This is a genomic window from Pseudomonas sp. BS3767 (assembly GCF_900099665.1).
GTDB classification, from domain to species: Bacteria; Pseudomonadota; Gammaproteobacteria; order Pseudomonadales; family Pseudomonadaceae; genus Aquipseudomonas; species Aquipseudomonas cerasi.
In genome coordinates, this window is sequence record NZ_FNCX01000002.1 from 315,188 (window position 1) to 335,125 (window position 19,938).

Below are 19,938 nucleotides of genomic sequence, written 5' to 3' on the forward strand. Positions count from 1 at the left end.
GGTTTACGAAAGGTTTGTCGTTTAGCATCGCGAGACAACCCGATAAAAGGGTACGTAAAAAAAAAAGGCGCCTGGATGCGTCTGAACAATAAAAACAATAAATTGCTAAACGGAGTCACGTCATGTCTACGCCCGTCCAGGCTTGCCAGCCCATGGAGCACCTCCCGTCGAGGATTGCTCTGCGCGCTCCTCACGCCACCTGCTTCAAAACACCACTTCAGCGCAAACGCCCGCCCCTGTGACACAGCACACAGGTTTTCCCGTGCGCGTGACAAAAGCGCATGGTGAACAGCTTCTCTCTGCCAAGAACAACAATATCCCTGGAGACTGAACATGAAATTTTCCCTGCGCCACATAGCCGCTACCGCTGGGTGCATGCTGATTGCCAGCCAGTTGCTTGCCGAACCCAAACGTCCGGAATGCATTGCCCCTGCCTCGCCAGGTGGCGGATTCGACCTGACCTGCAAACTGGTGCAGAGCGCGCTGATCAACGAGAAGATTCTGACCTCGCCGATGCGCGTCACCTACATGCCAGGCGGTGTCGGCGCGGTGGCCTACAACGCCGTCGTTGCGCAGCGCCCCGCCGATGCCGGCACACTGGTCGCGTGGTCCAGCGGTTCGCTGCTCAATCTGGCGCAGGGCAAATTCGGTCGTTTCGATGAGAACGCAGTGCGCTGGCTCGCCGCCGTGGGCACCAGCTATGGCGCCATCGCAGTGAAGAGCGACTCGCCCTACAAGAATCTCGACGATCTGGTCCAGGCGCTGAAAGCCGACCCGAGCAAAGTCGTGATCGGCTCAGGCGGCACCGTGGGCAGCCAGGACTGGATGCAGACCGCATTGATCGCCAAGGCCGCAGGCATCAACCCGCGCGCACTGCGCTACGTGGCACTCGAAGGCGGCGGTGAAATCGCCACCGCGCTGCTCGGCGGCCACATCCAGGTGGGCAGTACCGATATTTCCGACTCCATGCCGCACATTCTGAGCGGCGATATGCGCCTGCTAGCGGTGTTCGCCGAAAAGCGTATCGACGAACCTGAAATGAAAGACATCCCCACCGCCAAGGAACAGGGCTACGACATCGTCTGGCCGGTGGTACGTGGCTTCTACCTCGGGCCGAAGGTCAGCGACGAAGACTACAACTGGTGGAAAGCCTCGTTCGACAAGATCCTGGCTTCCGAGGACTTCGCCAAACTGCGCGACCAGCGCGAGCTGTTCCCGTTTGCCATGACCGGCGCGGAACTGGACACCTACGTCAAGAAGCAGGTCGCCGACTACAAGTTGATGGCCAAGGAATTCGGCCTGATTCAGTAATTGAATTCAATTGACTGACATTCAGTTGCGCCCGCTGCAGGGGCGCGACTCAGGAGCTTCTCATGGTCATACAACGCATCTTCGCTGGCCTGCTATTACTGGCATGCGCAGGCCTGGCCCTCATGGCCTGGCCTTATCAGGCACCTTTTTCCTATGAACCGGTCGGACCACGCGCCTTCCCGCTGCTGATGCTCGGGCTGATGAGCGTCGCCCTGCTGTACCTGCTGATCAGACCCACGCCCATCGTGCACACCGAAGAAGACCCGGAGCTGGATCGCGAGACCCTGATCAAGATCGGCGTGTGCATCGTCCTGCTGCTGATATTCGCGGGGCTGTTCGAACCGCTGGGCTTCATCCTCAGCAGCATTCTGATCGGCATTCCCATGGCGCGCCTGTATGGCGGCCGCTGGCTGCCGAGCGTGGTGGTGGTGATTCTGATGAGCGTCGGCCTGTACATGCTGTTCGACAAGGCCATGGACGTCCCCCTGCCTTTGGGCCTGCTCAGCGTTCTGGAGAATTAAAATGGATACTTTCGGTTATCTGGGCCAGGGCTTCGGTGTCGCCCTGACGCCTTACAACCTGATCACGGCGCTGTGCGGAACATTGATCGGTACTGTCGTCGGCCTGCTGCCGGGGCTTGGACCGATCAACGGTGTGGCGCTGCTGATCCCTATCGCTTTCGCACTGGGCCTGCCGCCCGAATCGGCGCTGATTCTGCTGGCAGCCGTCTACCTGGGCTGCGAATACGGCGGGCGTATCAGCTCGATCCTGCTGAACATCCCGGGTGAAGCGTCCACCGTGATGACCACCCTGGACGGCTACCCGATGGCCCGCCAGGGCCTGGCTGGCGTTGCACTGTCGCTCTCGGCATGGAGTTCGTTCATCGGCGCGTTCATCGCCACCTGCGGCATGGTGCTGTTCGCGCCCCTGCTCGCCAAATGGGCGATTGCCTTCGGCCCGGCGGAATACTTCGTGCTGATGGTCTTCGCGATCGTCTGTCTGGGCGGGATGGCCGGTGACCGGCCGTTGAAGACGTTCATTGCCGCGCTGATCGGGCTGTTCCTGTCTGCAGTAGGTATCGATGCCAACAGCGGGGTATACCGTTTCACGGGCGACAATATTCACCTCACCGATGGCATTCAGTTCGTGGTGCTGGTGCTGGGCCTGTTTTCGATCAGCGAAATCCTTTTGCTGCTGGAGAAGACCCATCGCGGTCAGGAGGCCGTCAAGGCCACCGGGCGCATGATGTTCAACGTCAAGGAAGCCGCTGCCGTGTTCGTGGTGAACATTCGCTGCGGTCTGCTGGGGTTCATCCTTGGCGTATTGCCTGGCGCCGGTGCGACGCTGGCCAGCGCGGTCGCTTACATGACGGAAAAACGCATCGCCGGCGCCAGCGGCAAGTTCGGCCAGGGCGACATGCGTGGCCTGGCCGCACCCGAGACGGCCATCGGCGCAACGGCCTGCGGCGCCCTGGTGCCGATGCTGACGCTGGGCGTGCCGGGTTCAGGCACCACGGCGGTAATGATCGGCGCCTTGTCGCTGTACAACATCACGCCCGGCCCGATGCTTTTTCAACAGCAGCCGGACATCGTCTGGGGCCTTATCGCGTCGTTGTTCATCGCCAACATCATGCTGGTGATCCTCAACATCCCGATGATTCGCCTCTTCACGCGCATCCTTGCCGTGCCGAACTGGGCGCTGGTCCCGGTGATTGCGATCATCACCGGCATCGGTGTGTATGCGGTGCACGCCACCACGTTCGACCTGTTCCTGATGGTCGGTATCGGTATCTTCGGCTACATCCTGCGCAAGCTGGACTTCCCGCTGTCGCCGATCCTGCTCGGGTTCATCCTTGGCGGTCTGATGGAGCAGAACCTGCGTCGCGCCCTGTCGATCTCCAACGGCGAACTGGGGATCCTCTGGTCCAGCCCGATCACTCTCGGGGTCTGGGTGGTAACCGTGTTCATGCTGCTTTTCCCGCTGCTGCGCATCTGGCGCAAGCGCGCCAGACAGCAGGCCGCTGCGGCGCATGGCTGATTCGTCTCTGCGCCAATGGTGGGCAACGCCGCTGGTCGGCCTGCTGGGCGGCTACCTCGCCAGCCAGGTCGGCTGGCCGTTGCCATGGATGGTGGGCTCGTTGCTGGCAATCATTCTGGTGCGCTGCCTGACACCCTGGCAACTGGCGCAGATTCCCGGCGGTCGCAAGTTCGGTCAGTTGATCATCGGGATCGGCATCGGCCTGCACTTCACGCCGGTAGTCATCGAACAGGTACTGGCGCATTTCGGGCTGATTTTCATCGGAGCCCTGGTCACCAGTCTGTCGTGCCTGGTCGGCGTGTGGCTGATGCTGCGTACCGGAGAGGATCGCCCTACCGCGTTCTTCTCCAGCATGCCGGGCGGTTCCGGGGAGATGGTCAACCTTGGCGCACGTAACGGTGCAACGCTGAGCAGTGTCGCTGCCGCGCAAAGTCTGCGGGTACTTGCCGTAGTACTGTGCGTGCCGGCGATCTTCAAATACCTGCTGGGTGATGGCGCACCCGCCTTGCATGCCAGCATCGTGGACTGGCGCTGGCTGGCCGTTCTGCTGCCGCTCGGGGCTGCGCTGGCCTGGCTGTGGCAACGCCTCAAACAGCCCAATCCCTGGCTGTTCGGCCCGCTGTTGCTCAGTGCCGTGGCGAGCGTGGTCTGGGATTTGAAAATCGGCCTGCCCAGCGGTGCCAGTCAGCTCGGTCAGTTGCTGATCGGCAGCGGGCTGGGTTGTCATTTCAATCGAGAGTTCTTTCGGCGTGCGCCATCGTTCCTCGCGCGCACGCTGCTGGGCACTGCCTTGACCATGCTGATCGCCGCGCTGGCGGCACTGGCGCTGAGCGCCCTCACCCACCTGGACCTGCGTTCACTGACGCTGGGCATGATGCCCGGCGGCATCGCAGAGATGAGCCTGACCGCCGAAGTGCTGCAACTGTCGGTGCCGCTGGTCACGGCCATGCAGGTCATGCGCCTGCTGTTCGTGCTGTTTCTTGCCGAGCCGTTGTACCGGCGCTGGAGCAAACGGCTCGCTGACTGAACAGGTCGCTGGAATCCTCTCAAATCAAAGCGCAGGCAAGCGCCAGTCGATCGGCGCGATGCCGTTTTGCTCAAGGTACTTGTTGGCCCGTCCGAAGTGTCCATTGCCCAGGAAGCCTTTGTAGGCTGACAACGGCGACGGATGGACGGAGGTCAGCACCAGATGCTTGGTCGCATCGACCAGTTTCTGCTTGCTCTGCGCATGAGCGCCCCACAGCAGGAACACCAGATGCGGCTGGTGCTCGCTGACCACTTGAATGATCCGGTCGGTGAAGTGCTGCCAGCCTTTTCCTGCATGGGAAGCCGCGTTGGCGCGCTCGACAGTGAGGGTGGTATTCAGCAACAAAACGCCCTGATCAGCCCAGGATTGCAGGCAACCGTGGTTCGGAATATCGATGTTCAGGTCGCGTTTCAGCTCTTTGTAGATGTTGACCAGCGATGGCGGCGTCGGCACACCCGGCTGCACCGAGAAGCACAGGCCATGCGCCTGATTCGGTCCGTGATACGGGTCCTGGCCAAGGATGACCACTTTCACGTTATCCAGCGGCGTGGAGTTCAACGCATTGAAGATCAGTGGCCCGGGCGGATAGATTTCCTTGCCGGCCGCGTGCTCATGACGCAGAAACTCGCGCAATTGAGCCATGTAGGGTTGTTCGAATTCGTCACGCAGGGCGTTTTTCCAGCTGGGCTCAAGCTTGATGCGGTCGTCGCTAGTCATGGTTACATCCGGTAAAAACAATGCGCGGACACTAGGAAAGCCGGGCCGCAAAGTCAATGCCGGTTGCGACATGCGCCCTCAAGATCGGACGCAGAGCCTAAAGAAGAGCGTGCCGACGCGGGGCATCGGCACGCTGGTCAGTTCGCAGCAGTCAGTTTGCTGCGTTGGCATGACAGTGAGCGCGCAGACTTCAGCTATCGATGCCCGCCACGACCATCGCCGCGCCCGCCTCTTCCATGATCACGGCCATCTCGTCCGCCACGCCCACCATGATCGTCCCAGCCTCGGTCGCCACGGAAGCCGTCGTTGCGTCCGAAGCCGTCATTGCGGCCGAAACCGCCATTGCCGCGAAAGCCATCGTTTCTCCAGCCATAACCCGGTGGACGTCCCGGCTGGTAGTAGCGCGGCGGGGGCGGTGGCGCGTAATAGCGGGGTGCCGGGGCGTAGTAGCGAGGCTGGGTGTAATAGCGCGGTTGAGGCGCCACATAGATGCGTCGCTCCTGGTAGTAGGTAGAGCGGTAGCCATTGTCATACGCGTAGGCGCCGCCAACGACAGTCGGCTGCGTGTACACATCGGATTCGTAGTAACCGGGACCTGCGTAGCAACCGGAAAGGAAAAGGGTCAGCAACGTGATAAGCAAGGGTCTTCGATACATGGCGGCCTCCTGGACCGCGATTGGGCCAATCCAGCGACGCTGGTCGGCGTCCGTCAAAGCGGTTGGCGGACGAATTATCTGACATCGAAAAGGCACTCTAGTGCCTTGGGGCAGCGTCGAGGCCTGGCTATGAATGGCCCGTCACTGTCTCGCAAAGGCTCTGCAACCAAGGCCTGAAGGCGTATTTCAACGTTCTACAAAGATGCTACAAAACATTTCACCCACCGCTGCCTCATCACGGTGCGCCCTCGCACCAGCACAAGGCGACTCCTGCGACAGATGACCGAAGACGACTCGCCCGGCCCTTGAAAAACAAGGCGCGGCACAAGTTGGCACAACTCTCGCTTGATGATGGGTGTGCAGGAGTCAACACAGGTTCGCGGCACCACAATTTGCAATAGCCGACTAGGGTTCCGGCTTGCCGCCAGGCAAGTGGCTGGTCCGAGAGTTGGCGACCTCCAGTAGAGGTTACACGGCGGGACAAAAGCCCGGGAGACAGGGACACCAGTGGTGTCACGTTGCTCCTGGCCGCCTTTTTTCACTACTGGAGATTTCTCAACATGCAAAAGTCTCGTCTCTTCGGCCTGCTGACGGCAGGCCTGCTTGCTGCGTTGAGCCTCTCGGCGAATGCCGCCCAGAAAGATCACTTCAACGTCTGCTGGACCATCTACGCAGGCTGGATGCCGTGGGAATACGCAGGTAGCCAGGGCATCGTCGACAAGTGGGCGAAAAAGTACGGCATCAAGATCGATGTCACCCAGCTCAACGACTACGTCGAATCCATCAATCAGTATACCGCCGGCCAGTTCGATGGCTGCACCATGACCAACATGGACGCCCTGACCATCCCGGCCGCAGGTGGCGTGGAAAGCACGGCACTGATCGTCAGCGACTTCTCCAATGGCAATGACGGCATCGTGCTCAAGGGCGAAGGCAAGAAAGTCGCCGATCTGAAAGGCATGGACGTCAATCTGGTCGAACTGTCGGTCTCCCACTACCTGCTGGCCCGAGCGCTGGACAGCGTCAAGCTCAGTGAAAAAGACCTCAAGGTGGTCAATACCTCGGATGCCGATATCTCGGCAGCCTTCAATACTGACGATGTACAGGCGGTCACCACCTGGAACCCGATGCTTTCGGACATCAAGGCCAGGCCCGGCGTCACCGAAGTGTTCAACTCCAGCCAGATTCCTGGCGAGATCATGGACATGATGGTCGTCAACACTCAGACCTTGAAAGACAACCCGGCTCTGGGCAAGGCCCTGACTGGCGCCTGGTTTGAAGTGGTCGCGCTGATGAACGCCAAAAACGCTCAGAGCAAGGCTGCGCTGGAACACATGGCCAAGGCATCGGGGACCGATCTGGCCGGCTTCCAGGCGCAACTGGACACCACCAAGCTGTTTGCCACGCCCAAGGAAGCCCTTGAGTTCGCGACCAGCAAACAGCTGCCGGACACCCAGCGCAAGGTGGCTGACTTCTCGTTCGCCCACGGTTTGCTCGGCGAAGGCGCACGCGATGCCGATGCCGTCGGCATGTCGTTCGCCAATGGCGTGATGCTCGGCGACAAGGGCAATCTCAAGCTGCACTTTGACCCCAGCTACGTGCAGATGGCCGTCGACGGCAAGCTGTAAATCACGTTCAGTAGAAAGGTCATTGCCATGCGTTTGATAAACCGCCATCCGGATCGTGCCGGTCGCCTGATACTGGTGATCCTGCCGTTCGCCCTGTTGCTGTTCGCCTATTTCATGGGCTCGGCCACCCGGCTTGCGGAAAACCCCAGCGACAAACTGCTGCCCAGCGCGGTACAGATGGCCGATGCGGTCAAGCGCATGGCGTTCGTTGCCGACCCGCGCAGCGGTGACTACCTGCTGTGGCAGGACAGCGCATCGAGCCTGCAACGCCTGGCCATCGGCTTGGGGATCAGCGCGCTGTTGGGTCTGTGTCTGGGCATCGCAGCGGGCATCCTGCCGTTGTGCGGCGCAACGCTGTCGCCCTTGCTGACGGTACTGTCGATGGTGCCGCCGCTGGCCATTCTGCCGATTCTGTTCATCGTGTTCGGTCTGGGCGAGTTGTCGAAGGTGGTGCTGATCGTGATCGGTATCACACCGATTCTGGCCCGTGATCTGGAACAGCGAGCCCGTGAAATCCCGGTCGAACTGCTGATCAAGGCGCAAACCCTCGGCGCCTCGACCTGGACACTGATCCTGCGGGTGATCCTGCCGCAATTGCTGCCACGCCTGTTGATCGCTTTGCGCCTGGTGCTGGGTTCGGCGTGGCTGTTCCTGATCGCCGCCGAGGCGATTGCCTCGACTGACGGTCTGGGCTACCGGATCTTCCTGGTGCGGCGCTATCTGGCGATGGACGTGATTCTGCCCTATGTGGTGTGGATCACCCTGCTCGCCTGGCTGATGGACTGGGGTCTGAAGGCCCTGACCCGACGTGCCTTTCCCTGGTACGAAGGAGCGCGGGCATGAGCTTTATCAGTGTGCGCAATGTCTGGCAGCAATACGCCGACCAGGTGGTGCTCGAGGGCCTCAACCTGGACGTGGCCGAAGGCGAATTCTGCACGCTGGTCGGTGCGTCGGGCTGCGGTAAATCGACCTTTCTGCGCCTGTTGCTGGGTCAGGAAACCCCCAGTCGCGGTCTGATCACGCTGGACGGGACGGCGCTGCGCAATGAGCCGGATGCCAGCCGAGGCGTGGTGTTTCAGCGCTATTCGGTATTCCCGCACCTGTCGGTGCTCGACAACGTGGCACTGGGTCTGGAGCTGCCCCGCTCGCCCTGGCTCGGCCGTCTGTTCGGCCAGGCAAAAAACGAGGCGCGCGAGCACGCCGCACAGTTGCTCGGCAAGGTCGGCCTGGGGCATGCGCTGGACAAGTACCCGACGCAATTGTCCGGCGGCATGCAACAGCGACTGGCGATTGCCCAGGCGCTGATCATGAAACCCCGCGTCCTGCTGCTGGACGAGCCGTTCGGCGCGCTCGACCCCGGTATCCGCAAGGACATGCATCACCTGCTGCTGGACCTGTGGCGCGAAACCAAACTGACCGTGTTCATGGTCACTCACGACCTGTCCGAAGGCTTCAACCTCGGCACCCGCCTGCTGGTATTCGACAAGGTGCGCCACGACCCGCACGCGCCCGGAGCCTATGGCGCGCGCATCACTTACGACATCCCCCTCAACAGCGAACGCCGCGCCGAGCGCGCCGCCATCGATTCGCTGCTCAACGTTTCAGAGGAGCCCGTTCAATGACTGACTCAACCACGCTTTATCCGGTTTTCGCCGAAGAACTGCTGCCCGGTGGCGGCCATCGTTCGTTCGTCCTCAAGCGCGGTGAATTGCTGCGCCTGACCGACCTGCACGGCAACGCCAACGTCAGCCTGACCCTGCTCAACGCCCACGAAAAAACCGAGCGGCTGAACCTGCCCGACAGCCTCAAATGCCAGCACACCGCTCGCCTGAGCAACGGTCATTGCCTGTATTCGGACATGGGCCGAGTGCTGGCGGCCATCGTCACTGACACCTGCGGCTGGAGCGACAGCATCGGCGGCGTGCTCAATGCGCAGGAAGTCGCTGAAAAATACGGCCAAGGCCGTTATCAGGAATTGCGCAACGGCTTCTTTCGAAACGGCGTCGACAACCTGCTGGTCGAGCTGGGCAAATGGGGGCTGGGGCTGTCCGACCTGCTGATGACCCTCAACCTGTTCAGCCGCGTCGATGTCGACGAAGCGGGAGCGCTGCATTTCGCGCCGAACAACTCCAAGGCCGGTGACTACATCGAACTCTACGCACCAATGGACACGCTGGTGGTACTGACCGCGCTGCAACACCCGATGGACCCCAACCCGGAATATGCCCCGCAACCGCTCAAGCTCAGCTGGATGAAGGCCGACGCCAGCGTTGCCGAGCACTGCCGTACATCGCGCCCGGAAAACGAGCGCGGCTTCATCAACACCGACCGCCTGTTCGCCTGAGGAGCCCTGTCATGAATTCACACACTCACCTTTGCTGCGACGCAACCATACCGGCAGGCGAGCCGTTCCTGGCCGAAGTCAAGGCCGGGCAGACCGTGCGCATCCTCGATCTGCAAGGCAACCAGGCCGTCGACACGCTGTTTTTCAGCCTGAGCAACCCGCGTGAGCGCTACGATGTGCAGCGCACCCTGCGCCGCCAGAACAGCGTGTACCTGACCACCGGCAGCGTGCTGTTTTCCAACCTCGGCCAGCCGATGCTGACCATTGTCGATGACACCTGCGGTCGCCACGACACACTCGGTGGCGCGTGCGCGCAAGAGAGCAACACCGTGCGCTACGCTCTGGAAAAGCGCTACATGCACAGCTGCCGCGACAACTACCTGCGCGCCTGTGTGCATGACGGCCGCCTGAGCAAGGCCGACATCGGTCCGAACATCAATTTTTTCATGAACGTACCGGTGACAGCCGAAGGCGGCCTGACCTTCGAAGACGGTATTTCCGCGCCCGGCAAATACGTCGAGCTGCGCGCTGAAATGGACGTGATCGTGCTGATTTCCAACTGTCCGCAGCTCAACAACCCCTGCAATGGCTACAACCCGACGCCTGCGCAGCTGTTGATTCGCGACTGACCCGGCACCTGCCCTCAGCAACGGACGACCGTTGCGTAGATTGATCAATAGCGGGACGGCCCGCTTCCCATCACGAAACCGAGCGCGACTGGGTTTCCGGGGTTATGCCATGTTCGACAAACTGCTGATCGCCAACCGTGGCGCCATTGCCTGCCGCATCCTGCGGACCCTGCGTACCTTGCAGGTCAAGGGCGTGGCGGTGTATTCCGAAGCCGACGCTGCCAGCCTGCACCTGATGCAGGCCGACGAAGCCCACAGCCTGGGCGAAGGTGGCGCAGCCGGAACCTATCTGGCGGTGGACAAGATCCTCGCCATTGCCAAAGCCAGCGGCGCCAAAGCCATTCATCCCGGCTACGGGTTCCTCTCCGAAAACGCCGCGTTCGCTCAAGCCTGCGAAGACGCCTGTATCGCCTTCGTCGGGCCAACGCCCGAGCAACTGCGCGTATTCGGCCTCAAGCACACTGCTCGCGCACTGGCCAGACAGCATGGCGTGCCCATGCTCGAAGGCACCGAACTGCTCGACAGCCTTGAATCAGCCATCGCGGCGGCCCGTACCATCGGCTATCCGGTCATGCTCAAGAGCACTGCAGGCGGTGGCGGGATCGGCATGCGAGTGTGCCGCAGCGCTGAAGAACTGGCCGACTCGTTCGAGGCGGTGAAGCGCCTTGGCCAGAACAATTTCAGCGACGCGGGTGTGTTCATCGAGAAATACATCCAGCGCGCGCGCCATCTGGAAGTACAGGTGTTCGGTGACGGCCAGGGCGAGGTGCTGGCGCTCGGCGTTCGCGACTGCTCGGTACAGCGGCGCAATCAGAAAGTACTGGAAGAAACCCCGGCCCCGAACCTGCCGCACGGCATGGCCGCAGAACTCTGCGCAGCGGCTGTCAAACTCGCCAGGGCAGTCAATTATCGCAGCGCCGGGACGGTCGAGTTCGTCTTCGACAGTGACGATCAGCGCTTCTATTTTCTGGAAGTGAACACACGCCTGCAGGTCGAGCACGGCGTCACCGAGCAGGTCTGGGGCGTGGATCTGGTCAGCTGGATGGTGCAACTGGCTGCCGGTGATCTACCGCCGCTGGATCAGTTGCAGGCCGGCCTGAAACCGGTTGGCCATGCGATTCAGGCGCGGCTGTACGCGGAAGATCCGGGGCGTGACTTTCAGCCCTGCCCTGGCTTGCTGACTGCGGCTGATTTCCCCCCTGCCGATGGCCGGACGCTACGTATCGACACTTGGGTCGAGGCCGGCTGCGAGATACCGCCGTACTTCGACCCGATGATCGCCAAGCTGATCCGTTGGGCACCGACCCGCGAGGACGCCAGCGCCGGACTGATCGACGCGCTGAACGAAACGCGTCTGTACGGTGTGGAAACCAATCGCGACTATCTGCGCCAGATCATTGCCGACGCGCCGTTCGCCAGTGGCCAGCCGTGGACCCGCTGCCTGGAAGATCTGGTGTATCACGCTGACACCTTCGAGGTGTTGAGCGGCGGCACGCAGACCAGCGTTCAGGATTATCCGGGACGACTGGGCTACTGGGCGGTCGGCGTACCGCCATCCGGTCCGATGGACAGCCGCGCGTTGCGCCAGGGCAATGGCCTGCTGGGCAACCCGGAAGGATGCGCCGCGCTGGAAATCACCATGAGCGGGCCATTATTGCGTTTCAACACCGATGCGGTGGTCGCAGTGACCGGTGCGCATATCCCGATCACCGTCGATGGCCAATCCTGTGCCATGAACACCGCGCTTCTGGTGCACGCCGGGTCGACGTTGTCGCTGGGCACCATCGCAGGTGCCGGTGTACGCAGCTACCTGTGCGTGCGCGGTGGGCTCGACGTGCCGGATTATCTGGGCAGCAAAAGTACCTTTACCCTCGGCCAGTTCGGCGGTCACGGAGGTCGCGCGCTGAGGGCCGGCGATGTGCTGCACATCGCGCCTCTGGTGGAACGCAGTGCGGGACAACGGATTGCCGATGAAGCCCTTGAAGCGCTGACAGATATCCGCCGGATGAGGGTCATTTACGGCCCGCATGCGGCCCCGGAATACTTCACCGAAGCGTACATCGAGAGGTTTTTTGCGACCGACTGGGAAGTGCATTTCAACTCCAGCCGCACCGGCGTACGTCTGATCGGCCCCAAACCCGAATGGGTGCGTGCAGATGGTGGCGAGGCGGGGTTGCACCCGTCCAACATTCACGACAACCCCTATGCGATCGGCGCGGTGGATTTCACCGGCGACATGCCGGTAATCCTGGGCCCGGATGGACCCAGCCTGGGCGGATTCGTGTGCCCGGTGACCATCATCGAAGCGGACCTGTGGCAGCTAGGGCAATTGAAGGCTGGCGACAAGGTCCGGTTTCATCCGGTGAGTGTCGAGGCGTGTCATGCAGCGATGAACTCAACATCTCACTGGAAAAACACCCGTGGGAGCGAGCTTGCTCGCGAAGGCTATATTCCAGACGCAGAAAACCCATCGACTGTACCGACCTCTTCGCGAGCAAGCTCGCTCCCACAAGGCACCACAAACTCCCGTAGAAGCGAGCTTGTTCGCGAAGGCTATATTCCTGACCCAGAAAATCCATCGACTGCAACGCCCTCTTCGCGAGCAAGCTCGCCCCCACAGAGCACCACAAACTCCCGTAGGAGCGAACTTGTTCGCGAAGGCTATATTCCTGACCCAGAAAATACATCGGCTGTACCGACCTCTTCGCGAGCAAGCTCGCTCCCACAGAGCACCGCAAACTCCCGTAGGAGCGAACTTGTTCGCGAAGGCTATATTCCAGACGCAGTAAATCCATCGACTGCAACGCCCTCTTCGCGAGCAAGGTCGCTCCCACAAGGCATCGCAAACTCCCGTGGGAGCGAGCTTGCTCGCGAAGGCTATATTCCTGACCCAGAAAATACATCGGCTGTACCGACCTCTTCGCGAGCAAGCTCGCTCCCACAAGGCACCGCAAACTCCTGTGAAAGCGAAGTTGTCCGCATAGAGGATCTGCCCTCCCCGGTCATTCTCGATATCGGTCAGGACGATAAACGCCTGGTTGCGCGCCTGTCCGGCGATACCCATCTGCTCCTGGAAATCGGGGCGCCGGAGCTGGATCTGGTGCTGCGTCTGCGCGGCCATGCCTTGATGCTTGCACTGGAGGCCAAGGCGCTGGCGGGGGTGATCGATCTGACGCCGGGCATTCGCTCACTGCAAGTCCATTACCGCCCCGAGCAACTGCCGCTTCGGCAACTGCTCGACATCGTCGCCGGGGAATGGGATGCCGTGTGCGCCGCGAAAGACCTGCAAGTGGCCTCGCGCATCGTCCATCTGCCACTGTCCTGGGATGACCCGGCCTGCCAACTGGCCATCGAAAAATACATGACCACCGTGCGCAAGGACGCCCCCTGGTGCCCGAGCAACCTGGAGTTCATCCGCCGCATCAATGATCTGCCCAACCTCGATGAAGTACAGCGCACGGTGTTCGACGCCAGTTATCTGGTCATGGGGCTGGGCGATGTCTACCTCGGCGCACCGGTGGCCACGCCACTGGATCCGCGGCACCGGCTGGTCACTACCAAGTACAACCCGGCACGCACCTGGACCGCCGAGAATTCGGTGGGCATCGGCGGTGCCTACATGTGCGTGTACGGCATGGAAGGCCCCGGCGGTTATCAGTTCGTCGGCCGCACGCTGCAGATGTGGAATCGCTATCGCGACGTCGCCGCCTTCGAGGGCAAACCATGGCTGTTGCGCTTCTTCGATCAGATCCGTTTCTACCCGGTCAGCGCCGACGAACTGTTGCGTATCCGCCGCGACTTCCCGCTGGGTCGCTTCGCCCTGAACATCGAACACAGCACCCTGAATCTGGCTGACTACCAGGCCTTCCTGAGCCGCGAAGCCGAAGGTATTACGGCATTCCGCGCCCAGCAAAACGCCGCCTTCAACGCCGAGCGCGAACGCTGGATCGCCAACGGGCAGGCCGATTTTGAGAGCGATGAAGGCGTGGCGTCGAACACTGAAGAACAGCCTCTGCAAACCGGCCAGCAAGGCGTCGACAGCCACATCGCCGGCAATCTCTGGCAAGTCCAGGTGCAACCGGGCGACCACGTGGAAGCGGGCGATGTGCTGGTGATTCTGGAGTCGATGAAAATGGAAATCCCCCTGCTCGCCCCGATCGCCGGCGTGGTGCAGGACGTCAGGGTGCAACCCGGCTCGGCCGTACGCGCAGGGCAACGGGTCGTGGTGCTGGCCGCCGACTGAATCGACCGACTTTTTACTTTCGAGGGAATCCCGTCATGAACGACACAGCACTGCCCAATGACCTGCGCCTGGACACCGTCCGCGCGGCCTACCAGTCAGGCCGGATATCACCGCGCCAGCTGATTTTGGCGCTGCGCGAAAAGGCCGCACGGCTGAACAGCGATTATCACCTGTTCATCCACCTGCTCAGCGCAGCTGAACTCGAGCCTTACCTGGCCGCGTTGGACGATCGTGATCCCAGAGACCTGCCGCTGTTCGGCGTGCCCTTCGCGATCAAGGACAATATTGATCTGGCGGCCATTCCAACCACCGCGGCCTGCCCGGACTATGCCTACACACCCGAACACTCGGCAAGCGTCGTCACGCAACTGATCGCGCTGGGCGCAGTGCCCATGGGCAAGACCAATCTGGACCAGTTCGCCACGGGCTTGAACGGCAGCCGCTCGCCCTATGGTGCCTGTCCCAACAGCGTGTTGAACGAGTACCCGTCCGGCGGCTCGAGCGCCGGCTCGTCGCTGGCCGTGGCACTGGGCGTCAGCAGTTTCTCGCTGGGCACCGATACGGCGGGCTCGGGCCGGGTGCCTGCGGCCCTGAACAACCTGGTGGGGATGAAAGCCAGCAAGGGGCTGATTTCCACGGCAGGCGTGGTGCCCGCATGCCGCACGCAGGATTGTGTCTCGACCTTCACCGCCACAGCACGGGAAGCCAGCGAGCTATTGGCGCTGATCGCCACATTTGATCCGCGCGACGAGTACAGTCGTCGCAACCCGCTGTGGAACGACGCCTCGGCTTTTGGCGCACCTCGCCCGTTTCGCTTCGGAGTACCCCGCGCCGAGGACCTGCAGTTCTTCGGCTGTACCGAAGGGCCGAGGCTGTTCAACGCTGCCATCGACCACCTTACCGCGCTGGGTGGCGAAGCGGTCACGGTGGACCTGTCACCGTTTCTCGAAGCGGCGCGGTTGTTGTACGAGGGGCCGTGGGTGGCCGAACGCTACAGCGTCGCCGGGCAGTTAATGGAAGAACACCCTGACGCGGTATTGCCGGTGATCCGCGACGTGCTGGCCAAGGCTCCCCAGGTCAGTGGAGTCGATACGTTTCGCGCGCAATACCGCCTGCAAGTGCTCAAGGCAGCGTGCGATCGGGCACTTGAAAGGCTGGAGTGCGTGGTGACGCCAAGCATCGGCCGCCCGGTGACATTGGCAGAGCTGGCGGCCGAGCCGGTGTTGCGCAATTCGGAGCTGGGTTACTACACGAACTTCGTCAACCTGCTCGATTACGCCGCCGTCGCCGTGCCCAGCGCTTTCATGGGCAACGGTCTGCCGTGGGGCGTGACGTTGTTCGGACGGGCATTCACCGATCAGTACCTGCTCAGTCTGGCCGACGCCTTGCAGCGGCAAACCGCCCTGCCCTTGATTGGCGGCGAATCACCTCGGCTGACTGTGCCGCAGACCACTGCGCGCAACGATATGGCGCGGCTGGTGGTCTGCGGTGCCCATCTGGACGGGCTGGCCTTGAACTGGCAACTCAGGCAACGCGGGGCCCGCCTGCTGGAAACCACGCAAAGCTCGGCCGACTATCGGTTGTATGCGCTGGCCGGTGGTCCGCCCTTCCGGCCTGGCATGGTGCGGGTGGCCGAACACGGCGTAGCCATCGACGTGGAGGTCTGGGAGTTGCCAAGTATCGAGTTGGGGTCGTTTCTGACCGGCATTCCGGCACCGCTCGGGCTGGGCAAAGTGCAATTGGCCGACGGTCGCTGGGAGACCGGTTTCATCTGCGAAGCCTATGGTCTGGAGGGTGCCCGCGACATCAGCCCTCTCGGTGGCTGGCGCGCGCACGTGCAGCAACAGCATTAAGCATAAAGGCGGCATGCTCAGACGTGCCGCCTCGCTCTTTCAACGTGACGAGCAGTCGCACTACATAGTTATGACCTTCCACATCGCGCTTCCCGAAATAATGGGCATTCACTCATTTTGACCGCACGTCATGAATCCCATCTGGAGTCCGCTTCGTCAGGACACACTGTTTCACCCGTCCTCTTTGCTGCTGGAACAAACCAGCATTCTGCGCCCCGAGCACAGCAATAGCAGGCACGACACGTTGAACGCGTCGGCGCCGTTTATCCTGCCAGACGGCTTTTCAGCGCCCGAACCGACGCCGTTGCCTGCGATAGCCGAAGAAAGCGAGCCGGAAGATGCCGCGCCACACATCGAACGTCAACTCAGAGCCATGCGTAGCAGCGCAGGGTTCCGGCTGATTGCCGACTCGACATTGCTCCTGAAAGCCTGCCAACTGGACATGGACTTTCCACCGACCCGACAGGATTACGTTCGCCAGCACCTGACCACGCTGCTCAGGCAGCAGAGCGGCAAGGCACTCGACCCGGACGTACTGCAAATCACCTTCAGCGATGATGACCGACCTGCTGTGGACGACAATGGACACGAGCATTACAGCGTCAGCCTGTCGCTGACCGATGTAGCGCTGGCCAGCTTCGACCCTGCGCATTTCCAGGCGCTGTCTCGTAGCACCCTTGCCGACTTTTCACTGTGCGAAGACACGCCAGCGCTGACCACGGCGCGAATGTTCAAGCTGATCGGCGAGCTGCCGCTCAAACGCAATTACAACGCCGTACTGGAGGCGTTCAGAGCCCGCCATGAGGCGACCTGGCGCACCTTGTCGCGGCTGGCGTTCCTTGACAACCTGGCTCGGCAGCTCAACCACAGGCATATCAGCCGGGACGGTTATTGGCTGGCGCGGGACGCCATGGGACTTGACCGGTCTCCCGTCGACACCGACACGATCAGCATGAGCGGACGAGGTGAAAAATCCGAGGTCCGGGTCCTGACGCTGAATGGCAAACAGGTGCCGGGGATATTTCAGATCAGCTCGAAAACCACGTCGCACTGTTTCATTCACATTCTGGGTGCCAAGGGTAACGTCATCGAATACATCAGCGATGATCCACGCCAGATGAGCAAGCGGCTGTTGACGGCCATGAACGCCTCAGGGCTCTACGGCCAGGTATTTCTTTCGCTTGAGCAGCACGCCGGCATCGTTGTCGAGGCGCCACTGATCGAAGGCGACCTGTTCAGCGCACTGACCCAGGCTTCTTTCGCCGGGCTTCTTGCCGACAGCCACACGCGCAGCACGCTCGACCTGCTCAGGCCAGTCGCTCGCGGCCTGGCGCTGGCAGGTGCAGCCGACCTGTGGCAGACACAGCCGAGCATTTTGGAGCAGATCCCGGTTGCGTCGAAAATGGCCGACCAGGTCATGGCGAACTATCTGCAGGAAAACCACGCGCTGACGCTCAACCCCGAGCAGGTGTTCATTGCTTATCAACCTGGCTATTCGAGCAACCCCTTAGGCAACCCCCGGTTGCCGCCTACGTATGTGCACACGCCCGACCCGAGGCCGATCAGCCTGAGCGAGGCGCTGATGAGCAATTATCGAGTCGATCATCCTGCTGGCTACAACGATCACGGCGGCGGTACCGTGGTCTTTTTCGACCCCACCGGACAGGGCGACAGTGAGCAGGGTCAGGTACTGGAGATCAGCCCGCAGGCAATCGAGGACTACATCAGAGCTTTCGACTTTCTGACCTGGATGACTCAGCGCATCCACGACTTCTGGGATCAGCAGAGAGCCCCCATAGAACAGGCGTTCAGAACCACGTTCATCAGCCAGGCGCTGATCAGCCTGAAGCGCGGCAGCCTCACGCGCGGCACCTTCGATCTGCTCGTGGAAACCCTTGCGCCGGCTGCGCCCGATCAATGGCGGTCACTCGGTTTTTTCGTTCAAGGCGCGTTGACCGACGGCATGCAGGAGCAATACACCGGCCTGCTGGTACTTGAGCAGCCGGGCTTGCCGAACGTGCTTTATCAGGCAGGACATGCCGATGCGTTCATCGAGTTTGCAGATGACACGACGCTGAAGCTGCATCTGAACCGGGCAGCAGCCAATCCAGAATGGCGTGAGACGGTCATGCGCTATGTTCCCCGCCGCCATCACCAGCGCCTGGACTACCTGCTCAAATTATGGGCCGGGACACAGGTGCCCAACCCGCCCGTTTCCATCCTTCGCCCCTGGACCGATGCGCTTTACAACCCTGACACGCGCCAGGCCATGAGCCAGTCGTTGTGTGAAAAAAGGCTGGAAGACACGCCATTCGCTTTTCTGCACCAACTGCTCAAGCAGAACGCACTGGATGACGCAGAGGATCAGATCGTCACGTCGACGCAGGTAACACTGGCGGACTGGACCGACCGGCTTCAGCAATTACAGCGGCTGCTGGTGCCGATGTCATTGTTGCTGACACCTGCGCTTGTCGCCTCCCTGGCGACAGAGATTGGCATCACCTCGCTGGCTATTACCGCAACGCATCTGCCGGGCAGCCGTTACGCAGAGAAAAACCAGGCGCTGCTGGCCACGCTAACGCTGGGCTTGCTGCAACTGGCTCCGCACACGCCAAGAATGCTGCGCTCACTGAGCCGAATCGTAAAACCTGCCGTGAGCAGTTCCCAAACCGTAGCGATTACGCTCGACCGGGCGTTCGGCACACGACCGTTGCGCAGGCAGTTTGTCACACCGCGCCAGACCCGGCTGGAGAAGTTCTTTCACACCGACGCCCTGCTCAAACGCTGGACTGTCAGCACTGCCGTCTCGTCAAACCTGTTGCAGGTCCATGCCTGGAAGCTGGGAAGAAGGTTCCTTTTATGGACGTCGGACAGAGGTCAGGCGCGCACTCTGGTGGTCAGCAGCCACGGGTACTACACGCCGTGGTCCCGAACCGTGAAGATCCCCAATGGCACCGAGATTCGCACCTACGCGCCGCATGGCTACGAACTGGTGGACCCGAAACTGCATCGGGTCGTCAACAAGGATGCCCGGCCATTCGCACGTTCCAACACGGCAGTGCACAGCGTGATGCAGCGCACGCCGCTTGAACCCCTGCTTCTCACCAACAAGCTGATAGCAGGCACTTCGCTGCCCGGCAGACTGAAGAACTACAGCCTGTCCAAGTTTCAGACGACGACCAGCGAGAGTTATGACGAGATCGCAAGCGTGGTGGGCAACTCGCGGGCGTCGCCCTTGCGCGGCTGGTTGCCGCCGACGCCGATGGATGTTCTGACAGTACGCAATCGCTTTGGCATGCCCCCACCATCGCTGGCCGACCTGTTCGAAAGCCTATCCATTCAAGGCATCCATTACGACAGAATATTGCTGGTGCACTGCCGGTGTGCGGCGATATCGGCGCTGATGAACCGTTCACCCGTCTATCATGCCCCGACAGCGAGCTCGGTGATTGCTAATATGGCCTGAACCAAACACCCCGATCATCCAGCACGG

The 19,938-nt window shown here is 61.4% G+C and carries 14 protein-coding genes and 1 riboswitch; of the genes, 12 read left to right on the forward strand and 2 right to left on the reverse strand.

Annotated elements, in window-relative coordinates:
* Window positions 1-327: 327 nt before the first annotated feature.
* The 4 genes from BLR16_RS05930 (at window position 328) to BLR16_RS05945 (ending at window position 4,375) form a co-directional block, all read left to right on the forward strand.
* A complete protein-coding gene (locus BLR16_RS05930; RefSeq protein ID WP_170846027.1) occupies window positions 328-1,311 on the forward strand; it encodes a Bug family tripartite tricarboxylate transporter substrate binding protein in 984 nt (327 codons plus the stop codon).
* A 62-nt stretch (window positions 1,312-1,373) separates the two neighbouring features.
* Window positions 1,374-1,832 carry a tripartite tricarboxylate transporter TctB family protein gene (locus BLR16_RS05935; RefSeq protein WP_060708208.1) on the forward strand — a complete coding sequence of 153 codons (459 nt, stop codon included), beginning with the start codon at window positions 1,374-1,376 and terminating at the stop codon, window positions 1,830-1,832.
* 1 nt (window position 1,833) lies between these two features.
* Entirely contained in the window at window positions 1,834-3,348 is a 1,515-nt protein-coding gene (locus BLR16_RS05940) for a tripartite tricarboxylate transporter permease (protein ID WP_003363746.1), read from the forward strand.
* Entirely contained in the window at window positions 3,341-4,375 is a 1,035-nt protein-coding gene (locus BLR16_RS05945; protein WP_074804926.1) for an AbrB family transcriptional regulator, read from the forward strand. Before BLR16_RS05940 ends, BLR16_RS05945 begins: the two co-directional genes overlap by 8 nt.
* A gap of 24 nt (window positions 4,376-4,399) precedes the next feature.
* On the opposite strand, the gene ung is transcribed toward BLR16_RS05945, so the two are convergent.
* Complete coding sequence (gene ung, locus BLR16_RS05950) at window positions 4,400-5,092, reverse strand: uracil-DNA glycosylase (RefSeq protein WP_058396686.1); 693 nt, start codon at window positions 5,090-5,092, stop codon at window positions 4,400-4,402.
* A gap of 194 nt (window positions 5,093-5,286) precedes the next feature.
* Entirely contained in the window at window positions 5,287-5,748 is a 462-nt protein-coding gene (locus tag BLR16_RS05955) for a hypothetical protein (RefSeq protein ID WP_072366732.1), read from the reverse strand.
* 394 nt (window positions 5,749-6,142) lie between these two features.
* Window positions 6,143-6,245, forward strand: a riboswitch (guanidine-I (ykkC/yxkD leader).
* Between the two features lie 63 nt (window positions 6,246-6,308).
* Between BLR16_RS05955 and BLR16_RS05965 the strand changes: the two genes are divergently transcribed.
* The 8 genes from BLR16_RS05965 (at window position 6,309) to BLR16_RS06000 (ending at window position 19,911) form a co-directional block, all read left to right on the forward strand.
* On the forward strand, window positions 6,309-7,376 hold the full coding sequence (locus tag BLR16_RS05965) for a putative urea ABC transporter substrate-binding protein (protein WP_003363752.1): 1,068 nt from the start codon (window positions 6,309-6,311) through the stop codon (window positions 7,374-7,376).
* Window positions 7,377-7,403: 27 nt separating this feature from the next.
* On the forward strand, window positions 7,404-8,219 hold the full coding sequence (locus BLR16_RS05970; protein ID WP_003431335.1) for an ABC transporter permease: 816 nt from the start codon (window positions 7,404-7,406) through the stop codon (window positions 8,217-8,219).
* Complete coding sequence (locus BLR16_RS05975; RefSeq protein ID WP_003431337.1) at window positions 8,216-8,998, forward strand: ABC transporter ATP-binding protein; 783 nt, start codon at window positions 8,216-8,218, stop codon at window positions 8,996-8,998. Before BLR16_RS05970 ends, BLR16_RS05975 begins: the two co-directional genes overlap by 4 nt.
* Entirely contained in the window at window positions 8,995-9,720 is a 726-nt protein-coding gene (locus BLR16_RS05980; RefSeq protein WP_074804933.1) for an urea amidolyase associated protein UAAP1, read from the forward strand. The genes BLR16_RS05975 and BLR16_RS05980 overlap by 4 nt, the downstream gene beginning before the upstream one ends.
* Before the next feature lie 11 nt (window positions 9,721-9,731).
* Window positions 9,732-10,349: an urea amidolyase associated protein UAAP2 gene (locus BLR16_RS05985; RefSeq protein ID WP_002554928.1), complete on the forward strand. Its 618-nt coding sequence runs from the start codon at window positions 9,732-9,734 to the stop codon at window positions 10,347-10,349.
* A gap of 109 nt (window positions 10,350-10,458) precedes the next feature.
* A complete protein-coding gene (locus BLR16_RS05990) occupies window positions 10,459-14,592 on the forward strand; it encodes a 5-oxoprolinase/urea amidolyase family protein (protein ID WP_074804935.1) in 4,134 nt (1,377 codons plus the stop codon).
* A gap of 35 nt (window positions 14,593-14,627) precedes the next feature.
* Window positions 14,628-16,445: an allophanate hydrolase gene (gene atzF / locus BLR16_RS05995; protein WP_092194163.1), complete on the forward strand. Its 1,818-nt coding sequence runs from the start codon at window positions 14,628-14,630 to the stop codon at window positions 16,443-16,445.
* Window positions 16,446-16,575: 130 nt separating this feature from the next.
* Window positions 16,576-19,911 (forward strand): dermonecrotic toxin domain-containing protein, encoded by a 3,336-nt coding sequence (locus BLR16_RS06000; RefSeq protein ID WP_074804940.1) that lies wholly within the window; start codon window positions 16,576-16,578, stop codon window positions 19,909-19,911.
* Window positions 19,912-19,938 lie beyond the last annotated feature (27 nt).